Below are 13,433 nucleotides of genomic sequence, written 5' to 3'. Positions count from 1 at the left end.
CAATCTCCCGCGCATCTCCGGAGACGCGCGTAGTGGTCAGCCGGCCTGCTGCTTCCCGGTGGACCCGGGGGCCTTGCCCGGGACCTGTCCGGCCTTGTCGACGATGGCGCGCTCGATCTCGGCGGTGCTGTAGAGGAGGGTCCCGGCCTTCGCGTACGGGACGTCCTTCGTCTGGTATTGGCGGGAGCCGAGGAAGGAGTAGTCGTCCTTGTCGAAAACCCATTCGGTGCGGTCGCCGTGCTTGGTGTCCTCGCGGGTGATGCCGAGGCCCGTGCGGCCTATGGCGTCCTTGGCGTCCGGTGCCTCCTTGACGCCCGGGATGTTCGCCGCCGCACGGTAGAGGGTCGCGGCCGTCTTCGGCGGCAACAGCCCGCCGAGCAGGATGCCGATCTGCTCGAAGACGGTCTGGTCGGTCTCCAGCTCGGCATCCTTCCGGACGTGAGTACGGAGGTAGGCCAGGAGTTCGTCCGGGTCGGTGGGCAGCGAGGCGAGCCAGTGGTAGGTGGGGCGGGACAGTCCGGCGGGGGTGCCGTTGTCGTCCCCGAGCTCGGCGTTACTGACCGAATCCTCGCCATTGACCCGGGTCAGTCCGATCTTTTTGAGGGGACGCGGGTCCTGCGGCGCCCAGCCCTCCGTCTCGGTCAGCGGGCTCAGTACGGCCTTGCCGCTGCTGATATCGGTCTCCCGGGCCTTGGAGCGGGTGTAGAGGAACTGGTCGTCCCGCACGACGGGCGCCTCACTCGTGAGGGCGACGGTCGAGAGGCGGTGGAGAAGGCTGTCCGTGCCCTGGGTGGCCGTCGCCGTTGTCGTCCGGTCCTCGTTGTCCGTACCGAGGGCGAGACCGCCCGCGAGGATTCCGGCCAGGGCCATCGCCGACACGGGGACGAGAAGGGCGGGGCGCAGGAACCGGCTGGTGGGGCGGGTGGTGGGCCGAGCCGGACTGTCACGACGGGAGTCGGCGTCGATGTGGTTCATCAAGAGTTCCTTCTGGTGACGGAATCGCTCGGGCGACAGGTCCTCGGTCACCGGAGGAGGAAGCAGCCGGGCCAGGTGCCGGGCTTCGTCGTCGTTCCTGTTCTCAGGAGAGGCGGCGTCTTCGCGGTTCATGGGGTTTCCTCCCGCACGGGCTGGGCCGCGATTGCGGCTGTATTCCTTACCTCTCCGCGGACTCTCGCGGGTTCCAGGTTTTTGCGCGGGCGTTGCGCGCGTTCCGTCTCTTCCGCGATCCGCGCGAGTCTCTTGCGGGCGCGGGAGAGGCGGGAGCGCACCGTGCCCACCGGGATGCCGAGCGCCTCGGCGGTCTGCTCGTAGTCCAGTCCGGACCACACGCACAGGGAGAGCACTTCCTTTTCCTGGCGCCGCAGTTGACCCAGGGCCGCCGGGACGGCGCGCAGACGGCTCCGGTCGTCCAGTCGGGACGCCGCCTCCGCCGAGAAGTCCGCGACGTTGGCGGGCGGTGGCTGACGGGCCAGGAAGGCCAGCCGCCGGCGCAGCCCCCGCCGGGTGTTCTCGCACTTGTGTGTGGCGATGCCGAGGAGCCAGGGCAGCGCGGAGCCCCGGCCCTCCTCCAGCCGCTCTCTGCCCTGCCAGGCGGCCAGGAAGGTGTCCGCCATGATGTCCTCGGCGGTCGACCAGTCACCTGTCAGCCGCAGCGCGTGACGGTAGACGGCCTGGGCGCAGCTCTCGTACAACTCGGCGAAGGCCTCGCGCTCCCCTGCGTGCAGGCGCCGGCGCATCTCGTTCTCCGCGGCCTCCGCGGCCTCCGCGGCCTCCGCGGCCTCCGGGGCCTCAGTGCCTGTGGTGCCTTCGGCACCTTCGGTGCCTCGGGGATTCTCCGGGGCCTTTGATTCTGGTGGTTCCCTCACACCCGGTATCTCTCCGCGACCTCGCGCCCGTTCCTGTGACTCGCGCCACAATTTCTTGCAGCAGCAGCAGCGGTCGGCGGCGGGGGCTGACGGTGCCGTCCGCCCGGAAGAGCGTACGGGCCGCGTGTGACGGGGCGGGGGCCGGTGTCCCGGCGCCCGTGACACCGTTCGCGCCTGGAACTGCGCGACCGTTGAGCCCCGGCACGGCGCACTGAACAGCGGTCCGACAGCGCGCCGTGCCGGGGTACCGGGTGTCGTCAGGACTCCGCGTCGGCACCCATGCCTTCCTCGACTGGCTCTCCCGCCGGGGCCGGTGGCTGCTGTCCTACTAGGTCGGCCTGACCATCACCGACACCATCCACCAGGCCCACCGCCGGCCGCTTCGCCATTGACGCGGTGTTCCTCATGTCGGCTCGTAAGGACCCCATACGTGGGAGAGAGCTCCGAACAGAGAGTTATCGGCCATCCCGCCCCGGCCGACGCCCGCTTGGTACAGAAAGGACCAGGTGAGACGCGGCGACCGGCCCAACTTGGGTCCGGGGGTGGGCCCGTGGACCCTTCGAATTGGGCCTTGCGTGCACGTAGCGTGGCGGCTTCACGCGCCACAGCCGGATCGGGGGACCCGGGCTTTACCGCAGCCTGGTAGAAGGGTATTCCGTTGTTGGACTCAAAGCACCTGGCGTTCCAGGTCGGCGTACCGACACAGAGGTGGGAGTTGCCGCGTTCGCTTGTCGCGACACGGGTCCTCCTGTATCTGGTGTTCGGCCTGACGCTGCTGGGCGGCGTCGGTGTGCTGAACTCACTGCTGGAGCTGGGTACCCGCATCACGCCGACGATCAGTCTGCTGGCGCTGTACGCGATGGTGCCGGGGATCGCAGCGGCGATCCTGGCGCGGCGTCTGTGGACCGGCGGGAGGGTCGTCTGGCTCGCGCTGATCGGGCTCCAGGCGTGGCTGCTGATAGGCAGCGTCATCAATCTCTACGCGGGCTCGGAGCGTGGCTTCACCCAAATGGTGCTGCCGGGTGCCCTGTTGGCGCTGATCAGCGCGGGCGGCAGCCGGAGGTGGTTCCAACTGCCCTCGGAGCAGCGGGCCGTGAGGCCGCGCTGGACGCTGGAGCGGTTCCGCCGGGAGGGGACGCCGTCCGTTCCGCACCTGATCACCTGGCGGCGTAACCGTGGCCAGTCGACGGTCGAGTACGTCGGCCTGATCAGCCTGGTCGCCCTCATCATCGGCGCGCTGCTGTTCAGCGGCGTAGGGCCGCAGATCTCGGACAGACTCCAGACGGCGGTCTGCAACATCATGGGCAGCGACTGCGAATCCACCACGGTCGCGGACGGTGGGGACGCCGGCGGCGGTTCGAACGGCGGCGGTGACAGCGGTGGTGGGAATTCCGGCGGGGGTGACTCCGGCGGTGGCAGCAACGGCGGGGGTGACTCCGGTGGCGGGAACAGTGGTGGCGGTGACTCCGGCGGCAGCTCAAGCGGAGGCAGTGACGGTGGCGGTGACTCCGGTGGCGGCAGCAGCTCAAGCGGAGGTAGCTCCAGCGGTGGTAGCAGCTCCAGCGGTGGCAGCAGCTCCGGCGGCGGCTCCAGCAGCGGCGGTAGTTCCAGCGGAGGCAAACCCCTCTGCAACCCCACGGGTGCCGGGTCTCAATGGGGCCTGAGCGGCTGCCCCTCGACCTCGGGCGGCTCCAGCAGCGGCGGCAGCTCCGGAGGAGGTAGCAGCTCCGGCGGTAGTTCCAGCGGCGGTAGTTCCAGCGGCGGCAGCTCAAGCAGCGGCGGCAGCAGCTCCGGCGGCAGCTCCAGCAGCGGCGGTAGTTCCAGCGGAGGCAAACCCCTCTGCAACCCCACGGGCGCCGGGTCTCAATGGGGCCTGAGCGGCTGCCCCTCGACCTCGGGCGGCTCCAGCAGCGGCGGCAGCTCCGGCGGTAGTTCCAGCGGAGGCAGCTCAAGCAGCGGCAGCTCCAGCAGCGGCGGCAGCAGCTCCGGCGGCAGCTCCAGCAGCGGCGGTAGTTCCAGCGGCGGTAGTTCCAGCGGCGGCAAGCCCCCCTGCAACCCCACGGGCGCCGGGTCTCAATGGGGCCTGAGCGGCTGCCCCTCGACGTCAGGCGGCTCCAGCAGCGGCGGCAGCTCCGGCGGAGGCAGCTCAAGCGGAGGCAGCTCCGGCGGAGGCAGCAGCTCAGGAGGCGGCAGCTCAAGCGGAGGTAGCTCAGGAGGCGGCAGCTCAAGCGGCGGCAGCTCAAGCAGCGGCGGCAGCAGCTCCAGCAGCGGCGGTAGCTCAAGCGGCGGCAGCTCAAGCAGCGGCGGCAGCAGCTCCAGCAGCGGCGGTAGCTCAAGCGGCGGCAAGCCGCCCTGCAACCCCACGGGCGCCGGGTCTCAGTGGGGCCTGAGCGGCTGCCCCTCGACCTCGGGCGGCTCCAGCGGTGGCGAGGACAATGACAAGTCCGACGAGGATAAAGACGACGACAAGGACAAGGACAAGGACGACAAGTCCGACGAGGACAAGGACGACTGCCGGGACAACAACGTCGCCTTCTACGGCAGCCTGACCCCCGGCGCAACCGGCAGCGGACGCTACACACTCGCCTCGGCCGGGGCCGGCAAGCCGGTTACCTACAGCGGCACCACGCTCGCAATCGGCGGCGCCGTCCCCCTGGCCATCATGGAGGGGCTGCCCGGATCCACCATCCCCGGTGTCGACGCGTTCGATGACGCGACGGACGAGATCACCACCGAGCCGGACCATCAGCCGCAGAGCAAGCCCGAGCCCGGGTCAGCGCCGGACAAATGCAACCGCGGGAAGCGCAACCCTCATCCTGAGGTGGCGACCACCGAGGTGGATACGTCGGGCCTCCCGGACGAAGTGGTGTGGCGCGACTCGGACGAGCCCCTGTACCGCTTCGACGACCGTTCCCCCGAGGAGATCTTCCTCGAAGGCTTCGAGCCGAAAAATCCCAAAAACACCAATCTGTACAACTACGTCATGTCCAACACGGAATCCGCGTTCGTCTCGACAACGACGAACACCGAACCGGATCTGCTCTACGAATCGGCGCAGTACCGCTACGACATCGATCCGCCGGGTGGCATCGACGTCAACAAAACCTTCGGGGACAAGAGCCGTTGGGCCGGCGAGAATGAGATCTCCTTCCCCGGCGGGATCGATTCGGGGTACATCAAGGGCGTCTGGAAGCTCCAGCCGGACGGCTCGTGGGGCGAGTACGTGGCGAACGAGAAGTGGTACCTGGAGCCGGAAGATCGGGACTGACAGCCGCAACCGCGAGGGAACGGCTACACCTCACCACCGGGTCGTCAAGAGCCTTGATGTTCATCTGAACCGGTCGCAGTGCCATGCTCGCGACCCCCGGGGGACGGGGCGAGCGAGATCCGTGTGGCGACCGGAAGATGGTCGCTGCCGGTCTCGGGCAGAGTGCGGAGGGGACCGACTTGCGCGCCCCGCGCCATCACCTGGTCGATCCGGGCCAGCGGGAAGGACGCCGGGAAGCTGAAGGCGAACCCACGCTCCGATACGTTCAGTTGGGAGGTCAGCGGGGTCAGCCCACGGTCGTCGACCGTGCCGTTCAGGTCGCCCAGCAGGATCACCGTGCCGACCTTCTCTGCGGCGACGGCCCGGCCCAGCAGCTCGGCGCTCTCGTCGCGCCGGGCGGATGTCAGGCCGCCGGCTCCGATCCGTACCGAGGGAAGGTGCGCGACGTACGCCGCGACGTCGCCGTGCGGGGTGCGGACCACGGTCCGCAGTCCGCGCTGCCAGGACTCCGTTATGCCACGAGGCTTGATGTCCACCGGGCGGGTTCCCGAGAGCGGGTGCCTCGACCAGAGGGCGACGGTGCCCCGGACCGCGTGGAACGGGTAGTCCGGGGCGAGGGTCCTCTCGTACACCGGACGTGCCGCCGGGAGCAGTTCCTCCAGGGCGATGAGATCGGGCCCGGCCTCCGCCAGGGTGCGGGCCGTGGCCGCCGGGTCGGTGTTCTCGTCGCTCACGTTGTGCTGCACCACGACCAGGTCATCCGCACCGGGACCCGTACCGGGCAGGAGCAGGGCGCCGAAGGCGTACGTCCAGGCCGCCACCGGAAGCAGCAGCGCCGACAGGGCCGTGGCCGAGCGGCGCAGCAGGGCGAGAGCGAGCAGCGGGACGACCGCCAGGCCCAGCCAGGGGAGGAAGGACTCCAGCAGACTCCCCGCGTGGAAGGCCCGGTTGGGGATCACTCGGGGGAACGCCAGGAGTACGGCGACGAGGGCGGCCGACGCCGCGAGCACCCGGCCCCGCGTCCAGGGCGAACCGGCCCGCGCCGCCGTCTTGGGCTGTGCCGCCCGTCGCGCGTGTCCGGTCGGCTCCGCCTGTTCCGCCTGTTCCGTCGGCTCGCTCTGTTCGGCCTGTTCCGTCTGTTCCGTCTGTTCCGTCTGTGTCGTTCTTGGCGTCTCTTCCGTCATGAGGGGGTGCCGCGCGCCGTTGTCGGCCGCAGTGCGTCCATGACGAGATCGATCAGCCGTCCGGTCTGCTCGGAGGCGGTGCCGCCGGTGGCGGCGCTGCCGGAGAGGAAGATCCCCAGCAGCATCACGGTGATGTCCCCCGGCTCGACGTCGGCGCGGAGCGACCCGTCTGCGGCCCCGGCGGCAAGGATCGTGGCGATGGCGGTGGTGATGCGTTCCCGGGTGGCGGGGGTGGCGATGCGCCCCGAGGCCCAGCCCGCGCGGAGCGTGTCCGCCATACCGCGCTTCGTCGCGACGAACGCGGCGTAGCGCTCGATCCAGGCCCGGAGCGCCGCGTCCGGCGCGAGCACCTGGAGCAGGGCGGGGGCGCTGGCGGCGACGTCGTCGAGTTCGGCGGCGTACACCGCCTCCACCAGGGCCTCGCGGGTCGGGAAGTGGCGGTACAGCGTGCCGATGCCGACGCCGGCCTCGCGGGCGATGCCTTCGAGCGAGACGGTGCCGTCAGCCGCCGCGAAAGCGGCCCCGGCGACCCGGACGAGCTTGTCCCGGTTGCGCAGCGCGTCGACGCGGGGGGCGCGCGGCTTCTTGCCGGGGCCGGCTCCCGGGGACGTCGCACCGGGCGCCGGGTCGGGGAGTATCCGGTCGGGCGCCGGGTCGGTGGGTGTCGCACCGGGCGCCGGATCAGGGGGTGTCGGGTCGGCGGACTTCAAAACGGAGGACCCTCCGATAAGAGTGTTACAGTCGATTACACGGAGGCTCCTCCGCTTCTCCATCTTCTCATGAGGACGGAATCCCATGACTGCGACCGGCTCCCCCTCCCCCCAGCTCACGGCCACCGGCACTCCGCGCGCCGGAGGCGCCGGGACGCTCGGGGACCTCACGGTCTCCCGCATCGGCTACGGCGCGATGCAACTGGAGCGCCTGCGCGACGACCGCGACGCGGGGATCGCGCTCCTGCGCCGCGTGGTCGAGCTCGGCATCGACCACGTCGACACCGCCCAGTTCTACGGCGAAGGCTTCGTCAACGGGCTCATCCGCGACGCGTTCCGCCCCGAGGACGGCGTCGTGGTCGTCAGCAAGGTCGGCGCCGACCCCGACCCCGGCGCCACCATTCCGCTGCGCCCCGCACAGCGGCCCGAGCAACTGCGGGCCGCCGTCGAGGCCAACCTCGAATCCCTCGGCCTCGACCGGATCCCCGTGGTGAACCTGCGCCGCCTGGACACCAGGCCGGGCCTGGTCGCCGAGGGCGACCAGGTGGTCGACCTCGACGACCAGCTCGCCGTGATGACCGCGCTGCGGGACGAGGGCAAGATCGGTGCGATCGGCCTGAGCGCCGTCACCCTGGACGTGCTGCGCCGGGCCCTGCCCGCCGGGATCGTCTGCGTCCAGAATCTCTACAGCCTGGTGACGCGCGACGACGAGGAGATGCTGCGGCTCTGCGCCGAGGAGCAGATCGCCTGGGTGCCGTTCTTCCCGCTCGGCGGCGCCTTCCCCCGGCTGCCGAAGGTGACCGACGAACCGGCCGTGATCGCCGCCGCGAAGTCCCTCGGCCGCACCCCCGCACAGGTCGGCCTCGCCTGGCTGCTGCACCACACGCCGAACACGCTGCTCATTCCGGGCACCGCGGACGCGGACCATCTGGAGGCGAACGTCGCCACCGGGACGATCGACCTCGACGACGCCGCGCTGGCCACGCTGGACGCCGTCGAGTCACGGTCCGCCGACGTCCCGCTCGGCTGACGGTCACTCAGCGGCCGCGGGCGCCCCGGCCGCCGGCCGGCCCCGCCGCTCAGCGCTCCGGGAACCGCTCCCCGCACTCGCCGCAGTACTTCGGCGCCGACTCCTGGGACATGCGGCCGCACTCCGGGCACACCCTGTCCAGGGAGCACGGAGCCTCGCCGCCCTCCCGCGCGGACACCGTCGGCTTGATGGCCAGGCCCGGACGGCGGCGGTGGACCGTGAGGTAGACGAGACCGTCCGGGCCCGCGGCCAGGGCGCGCCGCGAGGTGCGGGGCAGCCAGGTGACCGTCGTCGGGGTCAGCTCCAGCGGCGTGCCGCCACCGGCCGGGGTGAGGCGGCCGCCGCCCGCGAGGACCACCAGGAGGACGTCGAGCACGTCCTCCTGGTGCTCGCCGACCTCCGCGCCCGGCGGGAGGCGCACCAGGTTGGCGTCCAGCTCCCTTCCCTGCCGGTCCAGTTGCCAGAGTGCTCCGCGGGCGTCGGGGGCCGCGGTGGCGAGCAGATCGTCGAGCACGGCCAGTACCTCGGGAGTCGCGTTCACGCTCCTACGCTACGCCGCCGGGCGGAACCGCGGATCGGGCCCGCCGGGGCCGAACTCCCGGCCGGCTGACGTCACCTCGAAGTGCCATCGGCCCGAGCCGGGCGGCCTGACGGAAGCCGCCGGACCGACAGGATGATCGTTGTACTGTCCGCCCATGACCTCCACCACGCCATCGACGCCATCGACGCCCTCCACGCCCTCGGCCGACGATGCCGAGTGCGCCGCGCTCACCCGGAACCTCCGGCGCAGGGGCACGCTCGTCCTGTCGGTGTTCGCCGTGGTCTGGGCCTTCGCCGGTGCGTCCGGACTGGCGTCATCGGGCGCGGCCGTCGCCCTTGAGATCATCGCCGTGCCGCTCACCGCGGTGGCGATCGTGCTCGCCTACCGCAAGGGCGCCGCCCCCTCGCCCCGCCTGGTGAGCCTGCCGGCGAACTGGGCACGCGCGGTCGGCATAGTGAACGTCGTCGAGGTGGCCGCCATCTTCGCGGTGATCTCGGCGTCCAACGCCTCGGGCCGCCCCGAGTTCATCCCGGCCGCCATCGCGCTGGTCGTGGGCCTGCACTTCTTCCCGCTCGCGCGCTTCTACGACCAGTGGCAGTACAAGGGGACGGCGGTCCTGCTGGGCGTCGTCGCGATCGTCGGGTTCGTGCTCATCGCGGCCGGCCGGTCGAGCGAGAGCGTGCGGGCCGTGGTGGGGCTGGGCTCCGCGGTGGTGCTGTGGGCGTCCGCGTACCACGTGGCGGTGAAGGGCTGAGCCGCCGTCACGACTCCTGCCCTCCCAGCCTGTTCCCCTTTTGTACGCCGAGTACGCCGCGAGCCGAGGAGACACCGCCGTGGAACGCCGCCCGGACGAGAAGTACCCGCCGATCGAGCCGTACGAGCACGGGATGCTGGACGTCGGTGAGGGCAACCTCGTGTACTGGGAGGCGTGCGGCGACCCGGCCGGCAAACCCGCCCTCGTCGTGCACGGCGGACCGGGCTCGGGGTGCACGGAACGGCCCCGGCAGTACTTCGACCCGGACCGCTACCGGGTCATCCTCTTCGACCAGCGTGGCTGCGGCCGCTCCACCCCGCACGCGAGCGACCCGGCCGCCGACATGCGGTTCAACACGACGGACCGGCTGATCGCCGACATGGAGCGGCTGCGCGTCCGGCTGGGCATCGACCGGTGGCTGCTGTACGGGGGTTCCTGGGGCTCGACGCTGATCCTCGCGTACGCCGAGCGGTACCCGGAGCGGGTCAGCGAGATCGTGATCCCGGCCGTCACCACGACCCGCCGCTCCGAGATCGACTGGCTGTACCGGGCCGCCGGGCAGATCTTCCCCGAGGCGCGGGACCTGTTCCTGGCCGGGGTCCCGGAGGCCGCGAGCGACGCGACCGAGGACGTGCTCGCCGCGTACGCCCGGCGGACGGAGAGCCCCGACCCGGAGGTACGGGCGCGGGCGACGGCCGACTGGTGCGCGTGGGAGGACGCGGTGCTCTCCCAGGAGGCGTACACCGGACCGCCGCCGTACAGCGGCCGGCCCGCACGCGCACAGCAGGCACTGGTGCGGATCTGCGCGCACTACTTCTCGCACGGCGCCTGGCTGGAGGAGGGACAGCTGATCCGGGACGCCGGGCGGCTGGCGGGAATCCCGGGCGTGCTGGTGCACGGGCGCTTCGACCTGGGCGGCCCGCTGATCACCGCGTGGGAGCTGGCGAAGGCGTGGCCGGACGCGGAACTGACCGTGATCGACGACGCGGGCCATCTCGGCGGGGCGGCGACGAGCCGCGCGGTGCTGGCGGCGCTGGACCGGTTCGCGGACAGGTAGCGGCCCCGCCGCCACCAACCAGAGCGGGTCCGGTATCACCGAACACGGGGCCGAGAAACGACGCTTGGGCAACCATGTAGCGGGCATCGCAATTGAGTTGAGCGGGGGGCTTCCGATGCGTGGTGAGATTCTTGACGGCAGATACCGGCTGACCGAGCCGATCGGTTCGGGCGGTATGGGCCGGGTCTGGCAGGCCGAGGACGAGCGGATCGGCCGCAAGGTCGCGGTCAAGGTCCTGCCCCGCATCGACGAGGACACCTCGGCGACCCGCTTCGCCCGCGAGGCCCGGGTGGTGGGCGGCCTGTCGAGCCCGCACATCGTCACCCTGCACGACTTCGGCGAGGCGCGGGTGGCGGGGGAACGCGTCCTCTACCTCGTCATGGAGCACCTCCAGGGGCGCGATCTGGGCGCCGTGCTGGAGAGCCGGCGCCCCGGACTCCCCTCGCCCGCCGAGGTAATGGCCTGGGGCGTCGAGATCTGTACGGGGCTGGGGACGGCCCACCGGGCGGGGATTGTGCACCGGGACATCAAGCCGGCCAACATCCTGCTCACCGCGGCCGGGACAATCAAGATCCTCGACTTCGGCATCGCCCGGATGCTCGCCCCGGCCGCCTCGATGACCCGTACCGACCTGACCGCCGTCGGGTTCGTGATCGGCACCCCGCTCTACATGTCGCCGGAGCAGATCCGGGCACCCGACGTGCTCGGCAACCGCAGCGATCTGTACTCCCTCGGCTGCCTCCTCCATACGCTGCTCACCGGCGGGCCCCCGTTCGACGGGGCCGGTACGGCGGTGCTCGCCCAGCACCTCGGCGACATCCCCGAGCCGCCGAGCGCCCGCCGACCGGAGCTCGCCGGCCTCCCGGGGCTCGACGCGCTGATCCTGCGCTTACTGGCCAAGGCCCCGGACGACCGCCCGAAGGACGCGGACGAGGTGGCGGAGCTGCTGCGCGCAGCGATTGGGACGGCAGGGCACCCCCCGACCCTCCTGGCCGCCGAAGCCCCGCAGGCTCCGGCACCCGCACCCGTAGCCACACCCGCACCGCCCGCCACCGGCATCCCCGGCGACCCCGCCGCCCCCACGGTCCTGGGCTCGGTCCCGTACAGCGCGGTGCCGTACAGCGCGGTGCCGAGCAGCGGGGGTCCGCAGACCCCGCCCGCGCTGACCCCCGCACCGACCCCCGCACCGGCCCCCGCGCACACCGCACCGCTCCCGCTGGTCGCACCCCCCGCCCCGTCGCCGGCCGCCCCGCCCCGACGGCTGCGCATCGCGGCGCGGGCGCCGCGCTACGGCGCCCCCTCCACCCGTACCGTCGCCACCACCTGGCTGGCCGGTGCGGGCACGGCACTGCTGACGTGCGCGCTGATCCTCCTCTGCGCCCCGATCAGCGTGCAGGGGACGCTGATCCTCTCCGTCGGCGCCTGCCTGGTCGGCATGGCGAGCGCCCAGGGGTTCACCAACGCGTTCGACCCGCTGAGCAAGTCGCTCACCCGTCGGATCGGCTCGACGATCATGCTCACGGTCGCCCTCGGCGCGGTCGGCGCCGCGGTCAACTCCGTGGCCACGGGCGAGCGCGAGTTCAACGCGACCTTCTTCCTGTACGCGTTGGGCGCCTGCGTCGCCGCGCTGACGGCGGGGGTGATCATCGCCAACCAGGTCATCGCCCGGTTCCGCGTCCAGGCCCGCGCCGCCCTGCTCATCTCCATGAGCGGCTGGACCAACGGCCTGCTCGCCTGGGTGATGCTCGCCTACGCCACCCCTCTTCAGGGGATCGGCGCACTGCCGGTCGCCTGCGGCGTCTGGCTTCTCACCGCACTGGCCCTGGGCCGGCTTCTGGCACCGGCGGCGCCGCGGACCGGGTGAGAGCGCCGCGCCGCGGAACTCCGCCCTTGCTTCGAGCGGACTCCAAGGCGTTGGCTTGACCCCATGAAGTACACGCAGCTCGGACGCACCGGACTCAAAGTCAGCCGCCTCGTTCTCGGGACGATGAACTTCGGCCCCCAGACCAACGAGAGCGACAGCCACGCGCTCATGGACGCCGCCCTGGACGCGGGTGTCAATTTCTTCGACACCGCGAACGTCTACGGCTGGGGCGAGAACAAGGGCCGCACCGAGGAGATCCTCGGCACCTGGTTCGCCCAGGGCGGCGACCGCCGCGACAAGGTCGTCCTCGCCACCAAGGTCTACGGCAACATGGGCGCCGACGGCGAGCCCTGGCCCAACCACGACAAGTTGTCCGCGCTCAACATCCGCCGTGCCGTGGACGCCAGCCTGAAGCGGCTGCAGACGGACCACATCGACCTCTACCAGTTCCACCACGTCGACCGGTCCACCCCGGTCGAGGAGATCTGGCAGGCCATCGACGTACTGATCCAGCAGGGCAAGATCCTCTACGCGGGCTCGTCCAACTTCGCGGGTTACAAGATCGCCCAGGCCAATGAGGTCGCCAGGCAGCGCGGCAGCTACGGGCTGGTCAGCGAGCAGTGCATCTACAACCTGATGCAGCGCGGAGCCGAGATGGAGGTCATCCCGGCCGCCCAGGAGTACGGCCTCGGAGTCATCCCGTGGTCGCCGCTGCACGGCGGGCTGCTCGGCGGCGCGCTGCGCAAGGAGCGCGAGGGCGGCGGCGCCCGGTCCACCTCGGGCCGCTCAGGCGAGGCGCTCGCCGACCCGAAGGTGCGGGCGCAGATCCAGGCGTACGAGGACCTGCTGCAGAAGCACGGCCTGGAGCCGGGCGAGGCCGGTCTGGCCTGGCTGCTGACCCGGCCCGGCGTCACCGGCCCGATCTCGGGTCCGCGTACGCGCGAGCAGCTCGACTCCGCGCTGCGCGCGGTGGAGCTGGAGCTGTCGGACGAGGTGCTGGCGGCCCTGGACGAGATCTTCCCCGGTCCGGGTCCGTCGCCGGAGAACTTCGCCTGGTAGGAACGGGCCCGCGTGCGGCCGTCCCCGGCAGAGCGATCAGCCGAGGGCGGCCGCCGCTGCGACGACGACGAACATCAGCACGAGCACGGCCGCCATAATGC

The 13,433-nt window shown here is 71.5% G+C and carries 11 protein-coding genes; 6 read left to right on the top strand and 5 right to left on the bottom strand.

Features of this window, described 5'->3' with window-relative positions; translation table 11 throughout:
• Positions 1-36 precede the first annotated feature (36 nt).
• Entirely contained in the window at positions 37-1,107 is a 1,071-nt protein-coding gene (locus ACZ6S6_RS22190) for a CU044_5270 family protein (protein WP_469706677.1), read from the bottom strand.
• A complete protein-coding gene (locus ACZ6S6_RS22185; RefSeq protein WP_469706749.1) occupies positions 1,104-1,736 on the bottom strand; it encodes an RNA polymerase sigma factor in 633 nt (210 codons plus the stop codon). The genes ACZ6S6_RS22190 and ACZ6S6_RS22185 overlap by 4 nt, the downstream gene beginning before the upstream one ends.
• Before the next feature lie 844 nt (positions 1,737-2,580).
• Here ACZ6S6_RS22185 and ACZ6S6_RS22180 point away from each other — a divergent pair.
• On the top strand, positions 2,581-5,133 hold the full coding sequence (locus ACZ6S6_RS22180) for a scabin-related ADP-ribosyltransferase (protein WP_469706676.1): 2,553 nt from the start codon (positions 2,581-2,583) through the stop codon (positions 5,131-5,133).
• Between the two features lie 44 nt (positions 5,134-5,177).
• Here the strand turns inward: ACZ6S6_RS22180 and ACZ6S6_RS22175 are convergent, their stop codons facing one another.
• Together ACZ6S6_RS22175 and ACZ6S6_RS22170 are read right to left on the bottom strand one after the other, a co-directional pair.
• Positions 5,178-6,143: an endonuclease/exonuclease/phosphatase family protein gene (locus ACZ6S6_RS22175; RefSeq protein ID WP_469706748.1), complete on the bottom strand. Its 966-nt coding sequence runs from the start codon at positions 6,141-6,143 to the stop codon at positions 5,178-5,180.
• A 170-nt stretch (positions 6,144-6,313) separates the two neighbouring features.
• Complete coding sequence (locus ACZ6S6_RS22170; RefSeq protein ID WP_469706747.1) at positions 6,314-6,955, bottom strand: TetR/AcrR family transcriptional regulator; 642 nt, start codon at positions 6,953-6,955, stop codon at positions 6,314-6,316.
• Positions 6,956-7,112: 157 nt separating this feature from the next.
• On the opposite strand from ACZ6S6_RS22170, the gene ACZ6S6_RS22165 reads away from it, so the two are divergent.
• Positions 7,113-8,057 (top strand): aldo/keto reductase, encoded by a 945-nt coding sequence (locus tag ACZ6S6_RS22165; RefSeq protein ID WP_469706675.1) that lies wholly within the window; start codon positions 7,113-7,115, stop codon positions 8,055-8,057.
• 49 nt (positions 8,058-8,106) lie between these two features.
• On the opposite strand, the gene ACZ6S6_RS22160 is transcribed toward ACZ6S6_RS22165, so the two are convergent.
• Positions 8,107-8,598 (bottom strand): hypothetical protein, encoded by a 492-nt coding sequence (locus ACZ6S6_RS22160; protein WP_362956010.1) that lies wholly within the window; start codon positions 8,596-8,598, stop codon positions 8,107-8,109.
• A gap of 154 nt (positions 8,599-8,752) precedes the next feature.
• Between ACZ6S6_RS22160 and ACZ6S6_RS22155 the strand changes: the two genes are divergently transcribed.
• From ACZ6S6_RS22155 to ACZ6S6_RS22140, 4 genes are all read left to right on the top strand, one after another.
• Complete coding sequence (locus ACZ6S6_RS22155; RefSeq protein ID WP_362956012.1) at positions 8,753-9,352, top strand: hypothetical protein; 600 nt, start codon at positions 8,753-8,755, stop codon at positions 9,350-9,352.
• A gap of 79 nt (positions 9,353-9,431) precedes the next feature.
• On the top strand, positions 9,432-10,409 hold the full coding sequence (gene pip / locus ACZ6S6_RS22150) for a prolyl aminopeptidase (protein ID WP_469706674.1): 978 nt from the start codon (positions 9,432-9,434) through the stop codon (positions 10,407-10,409).
• A gap of 115 nt (positions 10,410-10,524) precedes the next feature.
• Entirely contained in the window at positions 10,525-12,273 is a 1,749-nt protein-coding gene (locus tag ACZ6S6_RS22145; RefSeq protein WP_469706673.1) for a serine/threonine-protein kinase, read from the top strand.
• A gap of 63 nt (positions 12,274-12,336) precedes the next feature.
• Positions 12,337-13,332, top strand: a complete 996-nt coding sequence (locus ACZ6S6_RS22140) for an aldo/keto reductase (protein WP_362956018.1) — start codon at positions 12,337-12,339, stop codon at positions 13,330-13,332.
• Positions 13,333-13,433: the final 101 nt, after the last annotated feature.

This window comes from Streptomyces sp. NPDC048671 (assembly GCF_055587045.1).
This window is presented reverse-complemented; position numbering and strand designations above follow the sequence as displayed.